Genomic DNA, 21,988 nt, shown 5'->3' with positions numbered 1-21,988 from the left:
CTGACCGCTGCGCGCAGCGGGTGGCGCGCCTTCCTTACCGCTTGACCCTGCCGCGGACCGCAAGGACAGCGAGATGAGCAGCAGGGGCTCGGCAAGGCGGGAGGCCAATTCCATGTAGATGCTGGCCGCCGTCGGTCCTGGCCCGAGGAGCGGAAGACGAGCACGCCGTCCGAGCAGTGATGCCTGAACGTCTGTCCGACCAGGTCTTTGCCTACCGCCTTGACCAGCGCTTGCGCACTCGGCATTCCGCCCCCAAAAACGCAGCAGCCCGCGCCTCCGCACCCCTCCAAGTCACATGCGGTGTCCTCGGGTGTCCGTGACACTGCCGCCCGACAGGAGGTGATCCTCACGCCCCATGGCGGGACCGCGGCACGACACGAGGTGCAAACAGGCGCGCTGCCCATGGGAGCGCCGAGAGCCGGTCGCTTGTCCGGGAACTGCTCAAGCCGACCGCTCCTCGTCCTCTATGAGTGAGTTGGGGACAAAGACGACGTCCTTGTCGGGACCGTCTACGGCGGCCCCGAACCGTTGAGCCACAAGGCGCCGTAGAGGGCGCTTGTCATCACGAGGGGTGCGATCCAGAGGTAGGGCTTTGCGGAGCGCTGCAGAGTGATCGCGACGAGCAGGAGCAGCGGGAATGCTGGTATGAGGAGTCGCGGCTTGGACCCGAAGTATCCGGACGCGCCCATGGCCATGGCGGTGACCACGGCTGAGTAGGCAATCAGGCCGGGCGGGTATCCGCGCAGGCGCATCATGACGTGGGGGATGACAGTAAGGGCGATGATGGCGAGCAGGAGGACTGCCGTGAGGATTGGTGATGGTGAGATGAATTCGCCGAGGAAGCGGGCGAATGAGTATCCGGCGTCGAATCCATTTCCCCAGGCTGCTTGTACGTCCAGGTACCCGAGGAAGGTGCCTAGTTGGCTTCCTACCCACAGTACGTAGGCAGCGGTTCCCGACAGGGAGAGGGCGCACGATGCGAGGATGCAAGCCCTGTTGTCCGAATGGCGCAGGCGTGTGAGCGCGTGGGTGCACATGGCTATGCCTATGGCGACCCCGACGGGCCTCGTCAAGCCAGCTGCGCAGGCCAGGGCCGCGGCAGCGACCCATCGATCCTGCATGAGGAAGTAGAGACTCCATGCAGCGAGTGCGACGAAGAGGGACTCGCTGTACGCCATGGATTGGACGATGGAGACGGGCAGCGAGGCCCACAGGCAGACGAGGAGAGTGCCGGCTTGGGGACTGTGGACGTGACGGCCCAGGTGAAACAGGCCGAGAGCTGCGACGACCGACGCCATCGCACTGATGAGCAGTCCTGCATGTCCGAAGGTGAGCCCGGTGATGCTTACTGCCCTTTCCAGCCAGGGAACTAGCGGAAAGAAGGCCATGCTTGACAGTTCTCGACCGTCTGGGGCGGTCAGGGTGAAGCCGTAGCCGTGCTCAGCTACTCGTGCATACCACAGCGAGTCCCATCGTCGGCTGAGTAAGTGCAGAGCGCTTTTTTCCTGGGTGTGCGACCAGAAAGTCAGGACCACAAGGCCAACTGCCTTGATCGAGGCGAATAGCAGGACTGCCGACAAGGGGGTAGCGAATCGCGTCACGGAATGTCGGCCGATGTCGGCATCTACTGACTTCACTTGTCGTCTGTTTGCAAGCAGTTGTGACGACACCTTCGTGGAACCTTTCACTCACATTTCTGTGCCGCCCGACGTCTCTATGCGGTGCGACCTGCATTATTTCAGGCGATGGGGCGGCCTCCAACGCAGTGGTCAGCTTCGAACCCTTGGATGCAAAATCAGCCAGAGATGGCTGAATCAACGAGGGTGCAGTGACGCATATGGATCGGCGAGCCAATGTCCGTATTGAGTAAATACTCACTAATGCACTAAAGATCGACGCGCCTCGAGGTAGCGTTGCCAAACTTTCTGTGGGCTGCGGCCCTCAATGGCTTCGCGGAGCTCGACGAAGGACTATGGTGTGAATGTGAGCCCCGGACCGGTACGCACACTCCTGTCCGGGGCTCACACCTGCGCCTGAACGATGTGCCGGCACCTGCTGTAGGCGCAATTCCGCGTCTCGCGCCTAAAATATCGCGAGTCGACCCGAGGGTCACTTTCTGGTGGCAACGATACGATCGTGCACTGTCAGCATTACAGCCGGGAGCTTCTGCTGATCACATCTGCCGGCGCATTCGCTCGCGGCTCTTTTACTTCACCTGCACCACGACATCGACGATGCTGAAGTTGCACTCCGACGCGTACACCCGCGTCTTCTTGTTCGTGGTCACCCACTCGGTGTACCGGTCGTAGTCGGCGAAGCTGCACACGGAGCGGACCCTCCACGTGCCGGAGCCAGTGCATTCGGCCCACCCCCCGGTGCTGCCGACGCTGGTCTTGCAGGACAGGGCCTGCGGCGCGGCCGTGGCGGTCGGCATGGTCAGTCCGAAAAGAGCCGTCGCGCCGATAACAGCTGCAGCGATACCTCGTCTGTTCATTTTTTCCTCCCCTGTGCGTACCGCGGAGCGCGGCACTCACGCAGCCTGCATCACCGCAGCGCAGCTGATCAACCGCGTGCGAAACGTTGGCGCAAAAGCCAGCGCCTCGGGCAGGAGCTGATCCGAACCAGGCGCACTTTGCGGGAAAAGTCTCCATTGCGCATTTTGCACAGATCCTTACTGTGCCTTTTGTGTCGATACGTGAGGCGCCGAGTCTCCGAGCCCACAGGGAAGTCGGCCAAATGCTCGGCCGATTCGGATTGGTCAAGCGGCGGGTAAAGTCCCGATTTATGTGCCAGTTCGGAAGCGCCATTCCCGGCCATTGTCTCGATAGTCCGTTGATCACCGAATGTGCTTCGTGCAGGCTGCGTGAGTGCCGCGCTCCGCGGTACGCACAGGGGAGGAAAAAATGAACAGACGAGGTATCGCTGCAGCTGTTATCGGCGCGACGGCTCTTTTCGGACTGACCATGCCGACCGCCACGGCCGCGCCGCAGGCCCTGTCCTGCAAGACCAGCGTCGGCAGCACCGGGGGGTGGGCCGAATGCACCGGCTCCGGCACATGGCGCGTGGTCTCCATCTGCAACAACGAGCGTGACAAGTACACGACCTGGTCCGACCAGAGCGGTGGCACCACCCGTCGATACGCGGTGGACTGCTCCTGGGACATTGCCCGGGTTCAGGTGGAGATGAAGTAACGGCACATCGGCCGGGCCTCCAGTGAATCCTATTTGTCGGCCAGCAGTTGCGACACACGCTGCCGGGAAATGTCGAGGATCAAGGCAATTTCAGCCCCCGACACTCCGGATTCCTGGAGGCTTCTGGCCACGTCCCGATAGGCTCGAGCCGCTTTCTCCTGGGCGCGGCGGGCGTCCAGAATCGCCTGCACCGCTTCCCTCTTTCTGCTTTGCAGAGGCTCGTCCAGGTGGATATCGACCTGGATATTAACCTCGCCCGACGGGACGTCGGTGGCCTCGGCGATCCGGCTCCGAGCAGCTGCGGCCGCCTCTGTGAGCCGGCGAATCCATACCTCATCGGTACCGGCAATCTGCAGAACCCATCCGTCTCGCTGGCGTTTCGCGCGGACACGGTGCATCCCTCTGTTTGCGAGCTCATCCGTCATGACGGAAAGTTAACCCGCCCTAGATTTGCCTGTCAAGCCGCCCTAGACAAGGGGCTTCCGTGTGCCGCGCGATGCCATGCACTCGCACGACACGCGTCCATCGAAGAGGGGGAACGATGAAAGGCCGTATCACGGCTGTCCTGGCAAGCGCGGCACTACTGCTGGGGGCAGCCCCCGCAGTGGCCGGCGAGGTGGGCGTCTCGGGACTGTCCTGCAAGACAAGTTCCGGTAGCACAGGAGGCTGGGCCGAGTGCACCGGCTCCGGCAAGTGGCACGCCCGGGCAGTATGCGACTTCGAGTCAGACAAGTACTCGCAACGTGTGGACCAGAAGAGCGGCACGGTGCGCGTCTATGTACCGGACTGCAGGTACAACATCGACAAGGTGATCGTGGAGCTGCTCTGACGCGAGGCTGCCGATCGCCGGCGTCGATGACTGTGCCCGGCCGGGTCTGTCCGGCCGGGCACATCCATGCGGCTATAAGGGCGATGGCGTGACCAGACGGGGCTCTCTGCGTTGAGCTTGATCTTTAACCGCGCTGCTGTTTCAGGCGGACGTCTTCGGTGAGGGTTTCGGCTCGTTTCACGGTCTTCCCGGGCTTCCCGGGCTTCCCGGGCTTCCCGGGCTTGCAGCGTGGGGCTGGCCTGCGGTTTTGTGAGCCTGTTGGACGTCCGGGCCTGGCCGGGAGGGTTTCGGTGCACCCGCAGGACGGGGGGTCTTGGCGCGGAGGTACCGGAACCCTCGGCGAACGCGGGCCGGAGTGAGTCGGCGGGGCTCACTGGGTCGTTCCCAGGGGCGGCGGAGGTCCTCTGCGAGGGGCCGGGCGAGGCGGAGTTGGGTGTGGACGGCGATGATCAGCCAGGTCCACAGGTCGGCGGTATGCGGGTCGCGGACCTTGGGGACGATCCAGCCCAGGATCTGCTTGAACAGGCGGAAAGTTTGTTCAAGATCGAATCTGCGAAGGAACGCCTGCCAGCGCAGGTCGACGGCGGCGCTGGTCATGCCGGTCTTGGAGGACCATAGCCAGACCGGTTTCGGGTCGCGGACACCGGGCAGGTGATCGACCTTAGCCGGATCAACGTGCCGTGAATCATAGGGAGTTCACCGCAGTGGTCCAGCCAGGGCCCTCGGGCTGTCAGACGTGGGTGCATCCGGTCCCAGGCGAGGACTTCGGCCTTGCCGTGGCTGGTGTCGCAGGTCGTGGCCTGGCCGGGAGTGTGCCAGGAGGCCGGCTTGGAGAAAGTGAGCACACCGCCGTGCTTGCGGGGCTGCCCGCCGCGCGGGGTGGAACGCCGGGGGCCTGCGTCACGGAGCATGACCCGGTCCGAGCGCAGCCTGCCGACCAGTTCGACGGGCAGGTCGGCCAGGACGTAGGCGACGTCGCGGAGCTGTGCGGCGGTCACCGCGGTGGCGTCGTCGGCCGGGCCCCGACGGATCGCGTCCAGCACGGCGGTCCACGATGTGCGTCCCGTTTCAGGGCGGCGACGAAGGAGCAGGGCCAGCCTGGGATGAACTGATCCGCGCTGCGGCCTCGCCCGCTAGACGTGGCAGAAGAGCCGGTCCGGGCTGGTGGGGGCGTCCGTCCGCAAGGCGTAGGAACCACACGTCGGTGCCGACCAAGCCGTGCACTCCTGAGCTCTGCAACAGCACATGGACGGTGACGTACCCCCTCTCCGCCATCGCCAGCAGCAGGCCCGGCGTCCCGTAGTGCGTGTCCAGCGCCTGGACGACCTCCGGGCTGCCGAGCGTCTCGCCCTTCTCCATCTTGCCGAACAACGACCAGTCCCAGCCGAGCCGTTCACCGAGCGCCCGCAGGCTCGTCCCGCTCCCCGCCCGTAACGTCCGCAGTTCCTCGGCGAACCGCTGACGGGGCTCCTGGCTGCGGCCGGTGATGACGCGTCGCTGCGGCATACCGCTGCTCCCTCCGGGACGTGCGCGTGACCGATGTGGAACGTGTGGAACCACCTCCGCGGGACGGGGAAGCACCACCCCGTCCAAACCACGGTCGCCCACATCCAGCCGCATCCTCGTAACGGCCGGACTACACAGCGTAATTCAGCCAGCCCAGCCCGGCCATGGAATCAGCGGAACCGCGCCGCCCCGCCCACCACACCGACGAGGACACATGACCTCCACCGCTCACACTCCCCGCCCTCCCCACACCCCCAAGATCCAGGAAGCGGTCGAAGCCCGCGACGCCCTCGCCACCGCCCTCACGCAGGCCGGCATCCAGCTCCCCGCGATGGACATCCGCACCCCGTGGGCCGACGACCGCGAGGACGACGCCCGGTACGCGCTCGTCCACCTCGGCGTGTGCTCGGCCCCGATCGCGCACCTGCTCGCGGACGTCATCACGAAGGGGATCGCCAGGTGACTCAGGACGCCGACGGGACGCCCACCGCCGTCACCGTCGGCGTGGCCGTCCACGACAGCGCCCATGACCGCATCGGACGCGTCATGGGCCACGAGGGCCCGTACGTCCAGGTCCGCCCGCTCGGCGGGGGCCGCGAGTGGGACGCCGAGCCCGACCGCCTCCGCCCCCTCACCCAGGACGAGCTGCTGAGCGCCCTCCTCGCCGAGGTGAACGCCCGCAGCAGACAGCCCAGATGACGGCACCACCCCCCTTCCGGAGCCGCACCCCCGTCACCCGCCCTCCGCCCCTCCCCACCCCACTCCGTCCCGTCCCGGCCGACTTCGTGCCGATCCGCTCCCCCGTACGACACCTCCCAGAAAGAGAACGCCCATGACCGTCACGCTCGACAACCCTTCCCGCATCCGCACCAGGGACCCGAAGGAGCTGCTCAACGCCGTCCAGCCGCGCATCAGGCACCTGACCGTCAACGTCCTCGACAGCGGCATGAGCCTGTGGGATCGCGAGGTCGCCCTGCTGCTGCGCGACCACACCATGGTCCGCGACATGGCGGAACGCGTCCTCGGCAACGCCATCATGTACACCATCGGTTGCATGGAGCACCCCGAGGTCCACCTGGGAGTGGGGAAGCTCGTCGACATCGGCGTCCGCCAGCTCATCCTCGACACACCCGTGTGGTGGGCGCTCTGCGACGCCTACAACGAGGGCCGCTTCAAGCACCACGCCCCGTTCATCGAGCGCCGCCGCGACGGACTCTGCCTGCGTACGGCGGACTTCCTGAAGTCCATCGGGTTCACCATCGACGATGAACTGTGGGCGATCGACGGCACGGATTGCTCGCCGTGCGACAACAAGGTCCCCGACAGCCACTGAACCGCCCAGCGCGGCCCCTGGCCTCGATCCCAAGAGGGCAGGGGCCGCCGCCCCGCAGAGAGGAAGCGTCTTGCCCGCACAGCACGACATCGCCGCCGAGACCGAGCTCTGGGACGCCTACGCGGCCTCCGCCTTCAAGGACGACGCCGAGCCGGGCTTCTGCTGGACCCAGTACGCCGGTCACGGGCCCGGTCCCGAACTGCTCGGCGACCCGCGTTCCGTGCTGGAGATCGGCTGCGGCACCGGCCGCGCCCTCGCCCACCTCGCTCGGCGCGGCGTCACCGCTCACGGCGTCGACCTGTCCCCCGTCATGGTCGAGAAGACCACTTCGAAGTGGGTCGGCACCGGCGCGGCGTTCGTGTGCGCCGAGGTCCTGGAGTATCTCGACGGGCAGGAGGAGGCGTACGACGCCGTCTACTCCATCTTCGGAGCCGCCTGGTTCACCAACCCCGCCCGTCTCTTCCCGCTCGTACGCCGGCGGCTCAGGCCCGGCGGCGTCTTCGTCTTCTCGCAGCCTCCCGCCATCCCCGGCGCGTACGGGCCGCAGGGCATGTACAAGGGAGGCTTCGCGGGCAAGGCGATGTTCACCTACCGCTACAGCTACCGCCCGGCGGTGTGGGAGCGCCTGCTCACCACGGCCGGGTTCACCGCAGCCGACGCGCAGGTCCTACAAGCGCCTCACCCCGGGCACATCGGAACGCTCCTCGTCCGTGCGGTCGCCCCGTGACCGGTTCTCACGAGGCGCCCTCGCACCCCCGCCACCGAATCCGGCCGGGTTCGCGCAAATCTCTTCCCTCGTGATCGACACCGCGACCTAAAATGGCGGGTACCAATCTCAGCGGCCCGACGGGCTTCCTGATCCGCCTCGCGAGAGCGCACGGCGGACCACGAAGGACATGCCCCCACCCGCACGAGTCTTCTTCGTGCTGCCTGGGGGCATTTCCTTGCTGTTCCGTGAGTCCGCGGCGTCCGTGGCGGCCCGCATCATCGAAGGGTCGCTGGCGCTGCATCTGACCGAGAACTTCCGCCATCTGCACGGCCGCAGAGCCGGGCAGGCGGAGATCAGGTCCTGGGAACGCAGCATCCCGGCTCTCGTCAACGCACTCATGGACGCCGGGCTCGGCGACGTCGAGGTGCTCATCGAGTACGGCCTGCCCCTCACCAGCAAGCGCGCGGACGCCGTCCTCGCGGGCGTGCACCCCACCACGGGCGAACCGTCGTACGTCGTGGTCGAACTGAAGCAGTGGAGCGCGGCCTACCCGGAGGAGGACGAGCCGCTGCTGTGCCGGATCGACGCGTATCCGGACGCCGTGCTCAACCCGATCGAGCAGGTGCGGGGCTACTGCGAGTACCTGCTGTCGTTCAACGGCGCGCTGGAGCGGATGCCGAAGGCGCTGGCCGGGGTGGCGTTCCTGCACAACGCGGCCGAGTCCCGTATCGCGGGCCTGCGGAGCGTCACGGAGGACCAGCACGGCCGGATGTACACCGGCGAACAGCGCGCCGCCTTCCTGGACTTCCTGCGCTCGCGGCTCGCCGCGAAGCCCGGTGCGGAGGCGGCGGACATACTGCTCGACGGCAGGATCCGGCCGTCGAAGCAGCTGATGGCCGTCGCGGCGGCCGAGATCCGCGACCGCGAGCAGTTCGTGCTCATCGCCGAGCAGCGGGTCGCCTACGAGCAGGTCATGTCCGCCGTGCGCAAGGCGAAGCAGTCCAACCACAAGCAGGTCGTCGTGGTGACCGGCGGTCCCGGCTCCGGCAAGAGCGTGGTCGCCCTGTCACTCCTGGGTGAGCTGTACCGGCGCGGGGTGACCGCTCTGCACGCCACCGGGTCCGCGTCGTTCACCAAGACCATGCGCAAGGTCGCCGGGGCGCGGAAGCCCGCCGTGCAGAAGCTGTTCATGTACTTCAACAGCTTCATGGACGCCGAGCCGAACGACCTCGACGTCCTGATCTGCGACGAGGCCCACCGGCTGCGCAAGACCTCCGCCAACCGCTACACCCGGGCGGAGCTGCGCACCGGCCGTCCCCAGGTGGCGGAGCTGATCGAGGCGGCCCGGGTGCCGGTGTTCCTGCTCGACCAGCACCAGGTGGTGCGGCCCGGCGAGATGGGGACCAAGGCGGAGATCCAGCGGGCCGCTGCCGCGCAAGGACTGGAGTGCACGGTCGTGGAGCTGGACGGGCAGTTCCGGTGCGGCGGCAGTGACGCGTACGAGAAGTGGGTCGTCGACCTGCTCGGGCTGGAGGGCGGCACGCCCGCGCCGTGGGAGCCGGACGGCAAGCTGGAGCTGCGGACCGCCGAGAGTCCGCAGGAGCTGGAGGACTTCCTTCTCGCCCGCCGGGCGGAGGGCTACGGGGCGCGGATGTCGGCCGGCTACTGCTGGAAGTGGACCACCAAGGTCACCCCGGGCATGACCGAGCTGCCCGCCGACGTCGTCATCGGGCAGTGGGCGCGGCCCTGGAACGTGTACGGCGACCGGTCCGTCCTCGGTGCGCCGCCCGCGCCCCTGTGGGCCACCGACCCGGACGGTTTCGGCCAGGTCGGGTGCGTCTACACGGCGCAGGGCTTCGAGTACGACTGGTCGGGCGTGATCATCGGTCCCGATCTGGTGTGGCGGACGGACCGCTGGGTCGTGGACCGGTCGGCCTCGAAGGACCCGATCTTCACGAAGTCGACGCCGGACAGCGAGATCGACCGGCTGATCCGCAACACCTACAAGGTGCTGCTGACGCGGGGCATGGTCGGCACGATCATCTACTCGACCGACCCGGAGACGCGCGACAAGCTGCGCTCGCTGGTGCACCCGGCGTCCGGGGTGGGGGCACCCGCCCTGGTGTAGTCGGGCATGTGCGAAAAGTGGTCATCTGCTGTCAGTGGTACGCCATACGATCGGATGAGCCCGCGCAGCCGCCCGTCGGAGAGTGATCGTTCATGGTCCAGCAGCCGCCCCTGCTCCGCGATGTCATCGACATCAAGGAGTCCATCTCCACGTCGGACTTCGTCCTCCAGCTCTCGGAGGCGACGACCCCTCAGGGTGCCGAGCGGGCGCTGCGGGACTACGTGGTCACGGAACGGCTGCTGGAGAACTTCGACGAGGCGCTCGGGCTGATCCGGGCCGCGCTCGACGGGCACACGTCGAAGGCGGCCTATCTGCACGGGTCGTTCGGTTCCGGTAAGTCGCACTTCATGGCGGTGCTGCACGCGCTGCTCAGCGGGGCACCGGCGGCCCGCTCGCGGACGGACCTGGACCCGGTGCTCACCAAGCACGAGTGGCTCGGCACGGAGGGCAGGCGGTTCCTGCTCGTGCCGTACCACATGCTCGGGGCGAAGGCCCTGGAGCAGCGGGTCCTCGGCGGGTACGTCAGCCACATCAAGAAGCTGCACCCGGACGCTCCGACGCCGCAGGTGTACCGGACGGACGCCCTGTTCGACAACATCCGGTCGATGCGGTCCCGCATGGGCGACCAGGCGGTCATCGGCGGCCTTGCCTCGGCGGACGGCGGAGACGGCACGGCGGACGAGGAGGACGAGTGGGGCGAGGCGTTCGGCTGGACGACTCAGCTGCTCGACACCGCTCTCGCCGCCGAGGAGGTCCACGAGGGCGGCCAGGCGCTCAACCTGGTCAGCCCGTCGACGCCCGCGGAGCTCCGGGCGCGGCTGGTCCAGGACGCGAGCACGCACCTGCTGCCGGGCTTCGCGAAGAACGCCGCCGAGGACGAGCACGGGTTCGTCTCGCTCGACGCCGGCCTGTCCGTGATCGCCGAGCACGCCAAGTCGCTCGGCTACGACGGGCTGATCCTCTTCATGGACGAGCTGATCCTGTGGCTCGCGACCCTCATCCACGACCAGAAGTTCGTGGCCCGGGAAGCCGGCAAGATCACCAACTTCGTGGAGGGCGGCGACGCCCGCCGTGCCGTGCCGGTGATCTCGTTCATCGCCCGTCAGCGCGACCTGCGCGAGCTGGTCGGCGAGGAGGTGTCGGGGGCGGCCGAGGCGTCCATCCAGGACACGCTCAACCTGGCCTCGGGCCGGTTCGACAAGATCACGCTGGAGGACCGCAATCTCCCCCAGGTCGCGCATGCCCGCCTGCTCAGGCCCAAGGACGAGGAGGCCGCCGCTCTCGTCGACGCCGAGTTCGAGAAGACCCGCAGGATCCGCCAGGAGGTGTGGGACACCCTCCTCGGCTCCGACCGCGGTGCGGACGGGGTCGGCGCGGACGAGGAGAGCTTCCGGCTGACCTACCCCTTCTCGCCGGCGTTCATGGACACCCTCGTGCACGTGTCGTCCGCGCTCCAGCGCAACCGGACCGGCATGAAGCTGATGGGTCAGCTGCTCGCCGAGCACCGGGCCGAGCTGCGGCTGGGCGACCTGATCCCGGTCGGCGACCTGTATCCGCTGATCACGGCGGGCGGCGACAAGCCGTTCACCGACAGCCTCAAGGTCGTTTTCGAGGCGGCCGACAAGCTGTACCGGACCAAGCTGCGGCCGTACCTCCTGCTCACGCACAACGTCACGGAGGAGGACGTCGAGCAGTACGCCCACCGGCCCGACAGCGTCACCGACCCGGAACTGCGTGCCCGGATCAAGCAGTTCACCGGCGACAACCGGATCGTCGGCACGCTGCTGCTGTCGGCACTCGCCCCGAGCGTCCCGGCCCTGTCCGACCTGACCGTCCGCCGTCTGTCCGCGCTCAACTACGGCTCCGTGGTCGCCCCGATCCCCGGCCGCGAGTACGGCATCCTGAAGAACAAGATCTCCGAGTGGGCGGGCCGCTTCCCCGAGATCAAGGAGACCGGCACCGAGGCCAACCCGGGTGTCCGGCTCGAACTGTCCGGCGTCGACGTCGACTCGGTGATCGCGAATGCCAACGTCAACGACAACCCCGGCAACCGCGAGGCCCTCGCCAAGCGGATCCTCGTCGAGGAACTCGGTATCGACCAGGAGCAGTTGATCAACGAGCTGCGCTTCGCGTGGCGGGGCACGGAGCGCAGTGTCGAGGTGGTGTTCGGCAATGTCGCCGACGAGGACGAGCTGCCGGACCACGACCTGATGCCCCAGCAGGACGGGCAGTGGCGGATCGTGATCGACCTCCCCTTCGACGAGAGCGAGTGGGGGCCGCGCGAGGACGCCAACCGGATGCAGCGGCTGCGTGAGCGGCAGGGCGAACCGTCCCGCAGCGTCGCCTGGCTGCCCACCCACCTCTCCAGCCAGCGGTACGCCGACTTCCGCCGCCTCGTCGTCATCGACAAGGCCCTCTCCGACAGCCAGCGGTTCGACGGCCAGTACGCGGGCCACCTGAGCCCCGACAACCGGGCCCGCGCCAAGGGGCTCCTGGAGACCCAGCGGGAGTCGCTGCTGAAGAACGTGAAGGCGGCCTTCAAGCAGGCGTACGGCCTGGCGGACAAGAAGGCCACCGACGTGGAGCTCGGGTTCGGCGACCATCTGAAGTCGCTGCGCGAGGTCGAGGGGCTGACCCTGTCCTTCGGCCAGTCGCTGCGGGACGGCATCCGGCACATCGCCGGCAAGCTGCTCGCGAGCCAGTACCCGGACCACCCGAACCTCGACCCCGACGGCAACGGCACCGTCGTCAGACCCGCCGACGCCAGGAAGGTGTTCACGCACGTACGGGCCGCCGCCGAGGCCCGCGACGGACGCACCGAAGTCCCCGCCCCAGAACGGAACCTGATGCGCCGGGTGGCCACCCCTCTGCGGCTGGGCCGGCAGAAGGAGGCGTACTTCGAGGTCTCGGAGTACTGGGCGGACCACTTCCGGCAGCTCGCCCGCGGGCAGGGCATGACCGGCGACCTCAGCCTGATCACCCTCACCGACTGGACGGACCGGCCGACACCGCGCGGTCTGCCGGGCTTCCTCGCCCGGCTCGTCGTGGCCTCGTTCGCCGAGATGGACGACCGGGTGTGGGTGCGCGCGGGCACGCCGCTCGACCCGGCACCCGCGCTGAACGAGATCAAGGACCATGACGCGCTGCGCAGCCAGCCGCTGCCCTCCGAGGAGGGCTGGTCGGCCGCCCGACAGAGGTTCACCGCCGTCTTCGGTGAGCCCGCGCCCACGCTGCGACGTGGCCGCATGGTCAACCAGCTCGCCCGGCAGATCGCCCAGCAGGCGAGTGCCCACCAGGAGGCGGCCCGTGAGCTGGTGACCCAGCTGGAGCGGCACGCCGGCTTCCTCCGGCTCGACGAGACCGCCGAGGGCGGGCGCCTCGCCCTCGCCCGGCGGGCCGTCGAACTGCTCCAGGAACTCACGCGCTCGTCCGGCCAGGGCGCCGCCGGAGCCCGCAGGACCGTCGAGGCGCTGGCCGCCTTCGACTTCGGCCAGGTCGGCGCGGACCGGTTCGGAACCTCGATCAAGCAGGCACGCGCGGTGGCGCAAGCACTGGACACGGCGTCCTGGACCACCCTCGACCTGGCCACCTCGGAGGGCCCCGAGGGAGAGGCCCTGCTGGAGTCCCTGCGCAACGCCGCCCAGAGCGACCAGCGGACCAACGACCTGAAGGAGGCGCTGGCCAGGACGCAGCGCGAGGTGCTGGCACTGGTGAAGCGCAACCGCGCAACGCCGACTGCGCCGCCGCCCGCTCCCCCGGCCCCACGTCCCGGTGACGTACCGCTCGACACCCCGACGAGCCACCCACCGGTCCCCGAGCAGACGCCGAGCACGAGCACCAGCCCGGCCAAATCGGGCCGGGTGAAGCGCTCCGGCGGCGGACGGACGACCGCGGCGAAGGCGGTGGCCGAACTCCAGGCGGAGATCGCGGAGCTGGCAGCGCGTGAACCCGGTATCGCGGTCGAGATCACCTGGCGGGTCGTCGAAGGATGAGCACGGCGACGACCAGCACGGTGGCGGTGCGGCTGAACCTCGCGGCGATCACCCAGTACCTGTCGGCCCAGAGCTCTCTCGCCGACACCCTCGCGGGCCGGGACCAGCGCCGGGCCGTGCTGCTGCGCTCCGCGCCGCAGTGGGACGGGCCGACCGAACACGCCTGGGGCGACGGGCTGTCGGCCCGGATCGCGGCGGCACCGTCCCCGCTGGCCGTGCACGAACTGCTGCTCGGGCACCTGTCGGACACGGCGACCGGCCCCGCCCTGCTCGTCGTGCTGACCGACCGCGAGCAGAACGAACTCGACCCCGCCGTCCTGGCCCGCGCCCACAAGAAGCGCATCGACACGGTGGACAGCTGGGACGTGGTGCGCGACGCGTTCGGAGCGCATCAGGTCGACCAGCGGCTCAGGGACGACAAATGGGCCGCTGAGGCCCTACTGGACGCGGCGCCGCCGAGGGGCGGCTGGCCCCGGCTGGGAGGCGGCATCCTGTCGCGCGGCACCGCGCTGTCCGCGCTCGCGCTGCGGCGCCTGAGGCTGGGCAGCTACCAGGACGAGGAGGCCCGTCAGGACCACACCACGTCCGCCGACCGCCTCGACACCCACGCGCTGCTGGGCTGGTCGCTGCTTCCAGGACGTCCGGAGGGCTTCCTGGCACTGCGCGGCGCCGAACGCGACGGCCTGGCGGAGTTCCTGGGCGAGGACGACCGGGCCGGACTCGCGGGGCGGGCACTCCTGGCCCTCGTCGAGGCCGAGCACGGGCCGGACGCGGTGGCCTTCGGGCTCGTCTGCGCCGCGCTGTGGTGCCATGCCGAACCGGACGCGGCCGTCTACACGGCTCGCGGTCGCGCGGAGCGCTGGTTCGGAGAGCGGCCCCCGGCGCGGGGCGAACAGCTCGACGCCATGGCGGCCGCCCTCGGCCGGGCCTCGGAGGAGTACGTCTCCACACTCCTCGCCTCAGCCGCCAGGGACGGCACCGCGGGCTCGGAAGACGCCCGGGAGGCCCGCCGGACCAGCGACACCGTGCTCGAGCGTGCGTCGGTACTGGTCCGCCAGTTCGGCGCGGAAGCCGCCGCCATGACCAGTCCCCTCCTGCCGGCCGGCCTGGACGCCAGGCTCACCGCGGTCGGCGCGGCCCTGACAGCCGGTGAACCGGGACCGCTCGACGCGGCCGTGCGTTCGCTGAGCGAACACCGGCGTGCACAAGGACCGGAGGTCCGGTCACGGATCGAGCGGACCCGCATGGCCCAGCGGCTCGTCCAGTGGCTGGCCACAGAGCCGGGGGTCGAGGCGCCCCACGTGGGCGGAGGCATAGAGCGGCACCTCACGGAGACCGGATGGGTGGACCGTGCCCTCGAGCACATCGAGGCAGGTGGGGACTTCGACGACCGGCTGAAGGCCGCCTACGACGCGCTCGCCGTGCGCGTGCGCGAGCGGCGCCACGAGATCGACCGTGCGTTCGCCCGCGTCCTGGCGACCTGGACCGCGGCCGGAACCGATCCCGGCGGGATGCTGACGGTGGAGACGTTCCTGGACCGGGTGGTGAAGCCGGTCGTCCGCGCCGCCGACCGGCGCGTGCTGCTGCTCGTCCTGGACGGGATGAGCGCGGCCATCGCCACCGAACTCGGCGAGGAACTGCGCGCATCCTGGGCCGAGTTCGATCCGGTGGCAGCCGAAGGCGCTGCGCGCCGCCGCGCCATGGCGGCGGCACTTCCCACCCTCACCTCCGTGTCCCGCACGTCGCTGTTCGCGGGCAGGCTGACACAGGGGGCGCAGCAGGACGAGGCCCGCCTGTTCCCCGCCCTCCCGCTCTGGGGCGGGGCGCCGGCGGCCGTGTTCCACAAGGACGACCTGAGGGCCGACAGCGCCGGGGACACGTTCGGCCCCGCGCTCACCGAAGCGCTCATGGACGGCCGCACGCATGTGGCGGTCGTCCTCAACGCGATCGACGACCGGCTCGCCAAGGAACAGAAGCTGGGGGACGGCGCCTGGCAGGCCGTGCACATCCCTGGTCTTGAGGATCTGCTGCGGATCGCCGCCTCGCAGGGGATGGCGGTCGTCATCACCAGTGACCACGGGCACGTCGTCGACCGCCACGGGATGAAGGTGGACACCGGCTCGCCGCTGTCCGCCCGCCACCGGACCCCGGACGGTGCGGTGGGACCGACGGAGGTCGCGCTGCACGGCCCCCGGGTCGTCGCGCCGCAGCCCGGCGGATCGATCGTCGCCCTGTGGGACGCCGACTCCCGGTACACCGCCCGTAAGGCCGGCTACCACGGCGGGGCGTCCCTGGCCGAGTTCACCATCCCTGTGCTGGCCTTGCTGCCGTTCGGAGCGGCGCCTCCCGCGTCCTGGCGGGAGCTGGGTGACCAGCGGCCGACGTGGTGGCTGCTGGAGGAGCCGGCGGCCCGCCCCGCCACCGTCCCATCCGTCCCGACAGCCACCTCGAAGCGGCAGGCACGGCAGAAGCCGACGAAGAGCCAGGCCCGGCTGGCCCGTACGCACGACTCGTTGTTCGAGGTCGCGGTGGTCCCGGCGTCCGGCGACGAGGGCACGCTGCTGACCGCCACCGCCGTCGGTCCCGACGACACCCTCATCGCGGCCCTCATCGCCTCGGAGGCGTTCCAGGGCCAGATCGGCCTGCTCGCGCGCAAGCCGCCCCTGGACAAGGTGGAAGGGGCGATCCGGGCCCTGCTCGACGCCGGGGGCACACTGCCGGTGTCCGCGCTGGCGCAGCGCGTGTCCTACCCGGTGACCCGAGCGGACGGGTTCGCCGCGATCCTGCGCCAACTGCTCAACTACGACGGAGTGCAGGTCCTGGAGACGCTGCCGGACGGCCGGACCGTCCGTCTCGACCTCCCTCTGCTGCGCATGCAGTTCGACCTGGGCTGACGATCCGTCCGCCGTCTTCCACACCGATGAGCCGGGAGCCATGAGCGCCAACGACCGTGTGCTGATCAACCAGATGATCGAGGAACGACGCAGCGCCCGCGCCGTCCCCCTCTCGTTCGACGCGGCCTTCGAGAGGTTCGCAAGCGAACACGCGCTGCACGGCTTCGGCCTCTCCGAGGAGGAGATCGAGGCCGGTGTGATCGGTGGCGCGAACGACGGCGGCATCGACGGGGCGTACGTGTTCCTCGGCGGTCGGCTCCTGCATGAGGACAGCGAGATCGTCCAGCCGAATTCCGTCATCTCGAATGTCGAGGCCGGAACCCAGCTGACGCTCTGGCTCGTCCAGGCCAAGACGAGCCCCGGTTTCTCCGAAGTCGCCCTCGACAAGGTGGCGTCCACGTGCGCGAACCTCCTGGACATGGAGGTCGACGAGGCCACCGTCGGGGTGCTCTACACCGAGGACCTCCTCGCCCGCTTCAGGCTGTTCAGGACAGCGCTGCTGCGGCTCCTCACCCGCCATCCGACCGTGCTGATCAAGTTCTCGTACGTGACACGGGGGGAGGCGAGCGAGGTACACCCCAAGGTCCAGGCGAAGGCCAAGATTCTGGAAGCGCAGTTCTCCAATGCCTTCGCGATCTCCACGGGCGAAGTCGAGTTCCTGGGCCCCGCGGAACTCTGGAAGCGTGCCAGCACCCTCCCCTCGTACACCCTGGAGCTTCCGTACCGGGAGAGCATCACCCATGGCACCAGCCACATCGCGCTCGTCTCCCTGGGCGAGTACATAGACTTCCTCAGCGACGAGACCGGGGCGATCAAGTCCCACATCTTCGACTGGAACGTTCGTGACTATCAGGGAAACGTCGAGGTGAACCGTGAGATCACGGCATCTCTCCAGAACCCGGAGGCACCCGAGTTCTGGTGGCTCAACAACGGCATCACCATCGTGTGCTCGCAGGCGACCTCGGTCGGGAAGCGGCTCAGCCTCTCCGACGTACAGATAGTCAACGGTCTCCAGACCTCGTACACCCTGCACGAGACGCTCAACGACCTCTACGTGAGTGATCCTGCTGACCCTGTCTTCAACAGGCTGGTGCAGGTACGCATCCTGGTCACGGTGGACCAGGCGGCCCGTGACTTGGTCATCCGGGCCACCAACCGGCAGACGAGCGTGCCGGTCGCCTCTCTCCGGGCCACGGACGACATCCAGCGGCAGATCGAGTCGTACTTCCTCGAACACGACTGGTTCTACGACCGGCGCAAGAACTTCTACCGGAATCAGGGCAAGTCGGCCGACCGCATCGTCAGCATCCCCCTGCTGGCGCAGTCCGTCATGGCCATGGCACTGGGACAGCCCGACTATGCCCGCGCCCGGCCGTCCAGCCTGCTCAAGTCGGACACGGACTACCGCCGCGTCTTCTCCGACAAGACGGAACTCCCCGTCTATCTGTGGCTGGCCAAGGTGCAACGGCAGGTGGACGAGTTCCTGCAGTCGGCATCGGATCCCGTCGCCCGATCACTGCACACCAACCTCCGCTTCCACCTCGCCATGCTCGGTGCCGTAGACCTCGTGGGCCGTGTCTTCAGCAAGCCGGAAACCCTGAACAACGCCGCCCGGGAGAACGTCTTCCCGACGGCGACGCGCCTCGAATCGCTGTGGGCGTCACTCCAGGAGCAGTTCGACGCATTCCAGCGACAAAGCCGGTCGGGGGCCGACAGGACCGCGAAGAGCAGCGACTTCGTCACCTACCTCACGGCCAACCTGGGATACGGCAGCCTGCGCCGTCCCAGGTGACCTCGGAGCCCGGTCCACAACCCGGCGCGGATGGGACAATGGGCGAGTGATCGATCCTCGCCCTTCTCCCGTCTCCGCCGTCCGGCGGCGCACCGCCCTCGACGCGCTCCGGCGCGGTGCGGTGCCCGAGAGCGGCCTGGATCTCCTCGCCACCGGCCTTGACCGTTTCGAGTCCGCGCTCGACGCCGAACTCGACGCGGTCGCCTCCGGTGCCTCGGTCTTCAAGGCCGTACGGGGCGAGTACGGCTCCGGCAAGACGTTCTTCACCCGCTGGCTCGGAGAACGCGCCAAGCAGCGCAACTTCGCCGTCTCCGAGATCCAGATCTCTGAGACGGAGACTCCGCTGCACAAACTGGAGACCGTCTACCGGCGTCTCACCGAGCGGCTCTCCACCCCGAGCTTCCCGCCGAGCGCGCTGCGTCCCGTCGTGGACGCCTGGTTCTACGCCTTGGAGGAGGACGCCCTCGCCGCCGGTGCCGACGAGGACGATCTGAGTGGTGCGGTGGAGGAGTTGCTGGCCGCCCGGCTGAGCGAGGTGTCGCGGCACGCGCCGTCCTTCGCGGCCGCGCTGCGCGGTTACCGGTCGGCACTCGCCGCGGGCGACGAGTCGACAGCGGCCGCCGTCCTCGCCTGGCTCGGCGGGCAGCCCCATGTGGCTGCTGCGGCCCGCCGGTCCGCCGGGGTACGCGGCGACCTGGACCACTTCGGTGCCCTGGGCTTCCTGCAAGGGCTGCTCACCGTCCTGCGGGACTCCGGCCACCGAGGGCTGTTCGTCGTGCTGGACGAGGTGGAGACTTTGCAGCGCGTGCGGTCGGACGCCCGTGACAAGGCACTCAACGCGCTGCGGCAACTGATCGACGAAGTCCACTCCGGGCGGTTCCCCGGCCTCTATCTGGTCATCACCGGCACACCCGCCTTCTTCGACGGTCAGCAGGGCGTGCAGCGGCTTCCGCCGCTCGCCCAACGACTCGCCACGGACTTCACGACCGATCCTCGGTTCGACAACCCACGGGCGGTCCAGCTGCGCCTGTCCGGATTCACCCTGGAGTCACTGACCGACCTCGGGGTGACCATCCGCGATCTTTACGCGTCCGGGGCCGACTCCCCCGACCGGATCAGAGCTCTTGCGGACGACGCGTACGTCGCCGATCTCGCTCGTGCGGTGGGCGGAGCCCTCGGCGGCAAGGTGGGTGTCGCACCGCGGCTCTTCCTCAAGAAGCTGGTGGGCGACGTCCTCGACCGTGTCGACCAGTTCCCGGACTTCGACCCACGGCAGCACTACCGGCTGACGGTGGACAGCAAGGAACTCACGGACGTCGAAAAGAACCTGGCCGCATCGCCGTCGGCCGGCGACATCGACCTGGAGCTGTGATGGCGCCCACCGCAGACCCCGTCGACCGGCTCGACCCCGTCATCCTGCACCACGTGGTCAACACGCTCGGCTGGCCGAACCTGCGGCCCCTGCAGCAGGCCGCGATCGACCCGGTGTTGGACGGCGAGGACGTCGTACTGCTCGCTCCCACCGCGGGCGGTAAGACCGAGGCGGCCTGCCTGCCGATCCTGTCGGCCATGTCCGCGCAGGGCTGGACCGGCACCTCGGTCCTCTACCTCTGCCCCCTCAAGGCGCTCCTCAACAACCTGATTCCCCGCGTCGATGGCTACGCGCAATGGCTGGGCCGGCGAGCAGCCCTGTGGCACGGCGACACGAAGGAGTCACAGCGCCAACGCATCCGTACCGACAGGCCGGACATCCTGCTGACGACACCAGAGTCGCTGGAGGCCATGCTGATCGGCGTGAAGACCGATCACGCGCACCTGCTGGGGGACGTCCGGGCGGTCGTCGTCGACGAGGTGCACGCGTTCGCGGGCGACGACCGGGGCTGGCACCTCCTGGCAGTCCTCGAACGCCTCCAGCGAGTCACCGGGCATCCCATTCAGCGGATCGGATTGTCGGCGACCGTCGGAAACCCCCGAGAACTGCTCGCCTGGCTGCAAGGGTCCGGCGCCGGCCGGCGCGCGGGGCAGGTCGTCGCTCCGGGACTCACGGCGCCCTCGGGGGCATCGTCCGCCCAAGTGCCTGTGGACGACGGGGCCGGGCCTCCACCCGGAGAGGTCGAACTCGACTACGTAGGCTCGCTGTCCAACGCCGCCAAGGTCATCGCGGCCCTGCACAAGGGCGAGAAACGGCTGGTGTTCTGCGACTCCCGGCGGCAGGTCGAAGAGCTGGGCGCAGCACTGCGGGCACGCGACGTCACGGTGTTCCTCTCCCACGCCTCCCTGTCGGCCGACGAGCGGGCCCGATCCGAGCAGGCGTTCGCCGAGGCGCGTGACTGTGTCATCGTGGCCACGTCCACCCTGGAACTGGGCATCGACGTCGGCGACCTCGACAGAGTCGTCCAGATCGACGCGCCCGGCACCGTCGCCTCGTTTCTCCAGCGCATCGGCCGTACGGGGCGTCGCACAGGAAGCACCCGGAACTGTCTGTTCCTGGCCACCGAGATGGACACCCTTCTGCAGGCCGCCGCGTTGCTGCTCCTGTGGGGCCGCGGCTGGGTCGAACCGGTCGTCGCACCGCCCGAACCACGCCATCTTGTGGCGCAGCAACTGCTCGCCGCCGCGCTCCAGGAACACAAGCTGGGCGACCAGATGTGGCCCGAGCAGTGGAACGGCCTGGCTCCCTTCGACCGTTCGGCCGCTCCCATCCTGCGCCATCTGACGGAGGAGGGCTTCCTCGACACCGACGGCGGCATGCTGTTCATCGGCCCCGAGGCCGAACACCGTTTCGGACAGCGCCACTTCATCGAGCTGACCGCGTCCTTCACCGCACCACCGCAGTTCACCGTCCTGTCCGGCCGCACCGAGATCGGCCGGATGGATCCGTCCGTACTCACCGAGGAACGTCCGGGCCCGCGCCTACTTCTGCTGGCGGGCCGCAGCTGGCAGGTGACGTTCATCGACTGGGGACGCAAGCGGGTCTTCGTCGAGCCGGTCGAGAGCGGCGGGATCGCCAAGTGGTCCGGAGGCACACTCGCCGGACTCTCGTACGAACTGACGCGCGCCATGAGGGACGTTCTCCTGGGCTCCGATCCGCCCGTCACACTCACCCGACGAGCCGAAGTCCGCCTCCAGGAGTGGCGTGACGAGGACGCCCCCCACCTCGTCCACCCCGGCGGGACGCTGATCGCGCGGCGCGGCAACGACATCCGCTGGTGGACGTGGGCGGGGTACCGGGCCAATGCGACGCTCAGCGCGACACTGTCGTCGATCGCCGACCCGGTCCAGCGGCCGACGGACTGCTACCTGCGGCTGCGGGAGGATCTGAGCCCGGACATGTGGCGTGCCGCGCTCGACGCCGTGCAGGCCGGGCCTGCGCTCGTCCTGCCCGACGTCGACCCGCGGGCGGTGCGCGGCCTGAAGTTCTCAGCAGCGCTCCCCCAACGACTGGCTGTGGCGACCTTGTCGGCGCGGCTCGCCGACTTCGACGGCGCGCGCGCCGTCCTCGCGGAACCCAAGCGCTTCTCAACCGGCCAGTGACCTGCGTACCGTCCGCTTTCCCACAGGGGCGTGTCCCTCGTCCTCCCCCCGCGGTGGCTCCAGGCGAGACCCCTCGGGGC

15 protein-coding genes and 2 pseudogenes are annotated in these 21,988 nt (G+C 68.8%); 12 read left to right on the top strand and 5 right to left on the bottom strand.

Annotated elements, in window-relative coordinates:
* Positions 1 to 509 precede the first annotated feature (509 nt).
* A complete protein-coding gene (locus IE198_RS20300; RefSeq protein WP_229834126.1) occupies positions 510 to 1,580 on the bottom strand; it encodes a putative hexosyltransferase in 1,071 nt (356 codons plus the stop codon).
* Between the two features lie 626 nt (positions 1,581 to 2,206).
* Positions 2,207 to 2,494, bottom strand: a complete 288-nt coding sequence (locus IE198_RS20295; RefSeq protein ID WP_189888583.1) for a hypothetical protein — start codon at positions 2,492 to 2,494, stop codon at positions 2,207 to 2,209.
* A 409-nt stretch (positions 2,495 to 2,903) separates the two neighbouring features.
* Between IE198_RS20295 and IE198_RS20290 the strand changes: the two genes are divergently transcribed.
* A complete protein-coding gene (locus tag IE198_RS20290; RefSeq protein ID WP_189888581.1) occupies positions 2,904 to 3,191 on the top strand; it encodes a hypothetical protein in 288 nt (95 codons plus the stop codon).
* A gap of 29 nt (positions 3,192 to 3,220) precedes the next feature.
* On the opposite strand, the gene IE198_RS20285 is transcribed toward IE198_RS20290, so the two are convergent.
* On the bottom strand, positions 3,221 to 3,616 hold the full coding sequence (locus tag IE198_RS20285) for a hypothetical protein (RefSeq protein ID WP_189888579.1): 396 nt from the start codon (positions 3,614 to 3,616) through the stop codon (positions 3,221 to 3,223).
* A gap of 116 nt (positions 3,617 to 3,732) precedes the next feature.
* On the opposite strand from IE198_RS20285, the gene IE198_RS20280 reads away from it, so the two are divergent.
* Positions 3,733 to 4,020: a hypothetical protein gene (locus IE198_RS20280; RefSeq protein WP_189888577.1), complete on the top strand. Its 288-nt coding sequence runs from the start codon at positions 3,733 to 3,735 to the stop codon at positions 4,018 to 4,020.
* Positions 4,021 to 4,144: 124 nt separating this feature from the next.
* Here IE198_RS20280 and IE198_RS20275 read toward each other — a convergent pair.
* Both IE198_RS20275 and IE198_RS20270 read right to left on the bottom strand, forming a co-directional pair.
* Positions 4,145 to 5,204 (bottom strand): annotated as a pseudogene (locus IE198_RS20275) (NF041680 family putative transposase); the annotation flags it as partial.
* An 82-nt stretch (positions 5,205 to 5,286) separates the two neighbouring features.
* Positions 5,287 to 5,526, bottom strand: a pseudogene (locus IE198_RS20270) (helix-turn-helix domain-containing protein); the annotation flags it as partial.
* Between the two features lie 214 nt (positions 5,527 to 5,740).
* Here IE198_RS20270 and IE198_RS20265 point away from each other — a divergent pair.
* The 10 genes from IE198_RS20265 (at position 5,741) to IE198_RS20220 (ending at position 21,908) form a co-directional block, all read left to right on the top strand.
* A complete protein-coding gene (locus IE198_RS20265) occupies positions 5,741 to 5,989 on the top strand; it encodes a hypothetical protein (RefSeq protein WP_189888575.1) in 249 nt (82 codons plus the stop codon).
* Positions 5,986 to 6,225, top strand: a complete 240-nt coding sequence (locus IE198_RS20260) for a hypothetical protein (RefSeq protein WP_373299907.1) — start codon at positions 5,986 to 5,988, stop codon at positions 6,223 to 6,225. The genes IE198_RS20265 and IE198_RS20260 overlap by 4 nt, the downstream gene beginning before the upstream one ends.
* 133 nt (positions 6,226 to 6,358) lie before the next feature.
* Entirely contained in the window at positions 6,359 to 6,859 is a 501-nt protein-coding gene (locus tag IE198_RS20255) for a glycine-rich domain-containing protein (RefSeq protein ID WP_189888573.1), read from the top strand.
* A 70-nt stretch (positions 6,860 to 6,929) separates the two neighbouring features.
* Complete coding sequence (locus IE198_RS20250; RefSeq protein ID WP_189888571.1) at positions 6,930 to 7,586, top strand: class I SAM-dependent methyltransferase; 657 nt, start codon at positions 6,930 to 6,932, stop codon at positions 7,584 to 7,586.
* Between the two features lie 169 nt (positions 7,587 to 7,755).
* On the top strand, positions 7,756 to 9,696 hold the full coding sequence (locus IE198_RS20245) for a DUF2075 domain-containing protein (RefSeq protein WP_189888569.1): 1,941 nt from the start codon (positions 7,756 to 7,758) through the stop codon (positions 9,694 to 9,696).
* 92 nt (positions 9,697 to 9,788) lie between these two features.
* Complete coding sequence (gene pglY, locus IE198_RS20240; protein WP_189888567.1) at positions 9,789 to 13,688, top strand: BREX-2 system ATPase PglY; 3,900 nt, start codon at positions 9,789 to 9,791, stop codon at positions 13,686 to 13,688.
* The gene (gene pglZ / locus IE198_RS20235; RefSeq protein ID WP_189888565.1) at positions 13,685 to 16,582 is read left to right on the top strand and encodes a BREX-2 system phosphatase PglZ; all 2,898 of its coding nucleotides are present in this window, start codon (positions 13,685 to 13,687) and stop codon (positions 16,580 to 16,582) included. Before pglY ends, pglZ begins: the two co-directional genes overlap by 4 nt.
* A 40-nt stretch (positions 16,583 to 16,622) precedes the next feature.
* On the top strand, positions 16,623 to 18,374 hold the full coding sequence (locus IE198_RS20230) for an AIPR family protein (RefSeq protein WP_189888563.1): 1,752 nt from the start codon (positions 16,623 to 16,625) through the stop codon (positions 18,372 to 18,374).
* Between the two features lie 46 nt (positions 18,375 to 18,420).
* Complete coding sequence (gene brxD, locus IE198_RS20225; protein ID WP_189888560.1) at positions 18,421 to 19,746, top strand: BREX system ATP-binding protein BrxD; 1,326 nt, start codon at positions 18,421 to 18,423, stop codon at positions 19,744 to 19,746.
* Positions 19,746 to 21,908 carry a DEAD/DEAH box helicase gene (locus IE198_RS20220; RefSeq protein WP_189888558.1) on the top strand — a complete coding sequence of 721 codons (2,163 nt, stop codon included), beginning with the start codon at positions 19,746 to 19,748 and terminating at the stop codon, positions 21,906 to 21,908. Before brxD ends, IE198_RS20220 begins: the two co-directional genes overlap by 1 nt.
* Positions 21,909 to 21,988: the final 80 nt, after the last annotated feature.

It is taken from the genome of Streptomyces xantholiticus (assembly GCF_014651015.1).
Taxonomy (GTDB): domain Bacteria; phylum Actinomycetota; class Actinomycetes; order Streptomycetales; family Streptomycetaceae; genus Streptomyces; species Streptomyces xantholiticus.
This window is presented reverse-complemented; position numbering and strand designations above follow the sequence as displayed.

Coding starts and splice junctions, on each gene's coding strand:
- IE198_RS20295 (WP_189888583.1), bottom strand. CDS start 2,494: ATGAACAGACGAGGTATCGCTGCAGCTGTTATCGGCGCGACGGCTCTT.
- IE198_RS20290 (WP_189888581.1), top strand. CDS start 2,904: ATGAACAGACGAGGTATCGCTGCAGCTGTTATCGGCGCGACGGCTCTT.
- IE198_RS20285 (WP_189888579.1), bottom strand. CDS start 3,616: ATGACGGATGAGCTCGCAAACAGAGGGATGCACCGTGTCCGCGCGAAA.
- IE198_RS20280 (WP_189888577.1), top strand. CDS start 3,733: ATGAAAGGCCGTATCACGGCTGTCCTGGCAAGCGCGGCACTACTGCTG.
- IE198_RS20265 (WP_189888575.1), top strand. CDS start 5,741: ATGACCTCCACCGCTCACACTCCCCGCCCTCCCCACACCCCCAAGATC.
- IE198_RS20255 (WP_189888573.1), top strand. CDS start 6,359: ATGACCGTCACGCTCGACAACCCTTCCCGCATCCGCACCAGGGACCCG.
- IE198_RS20245 (WP_189888569.1), top strand. CDS start 7,756: ATGCCCCCACCCGCACGAGTCTTCTTCGTGCTGCCTGGGGGCATTTCC.
- pglY (WP_189888567.1), top strand. CDS start 9,789: ATGGTCCAGCAGCCGCCCCTGCTCCGCGATGTCATCGACATCAAGGAG.
- pglZ (WP_189888565.1), top strand. CDS start 13,685: ATGAGCACGGCGACGACCAGCACGGTGGCGGTGCGGCTGAACCTCGCG.
- IE198_RS20230 (WP_189888563.1), top strand. CDS start 16,623: ATGAGCGCCAACGACCGTGTGCTGATCAACCAGATGATCGAGGAACGA.
- IE198_RS20220 (WP_189888558.1), top strand. CDS start 19,746: ATGGCGCCCACCGCAGACCCCGTCGACCGGCTCGACCCCGTCATCCTG.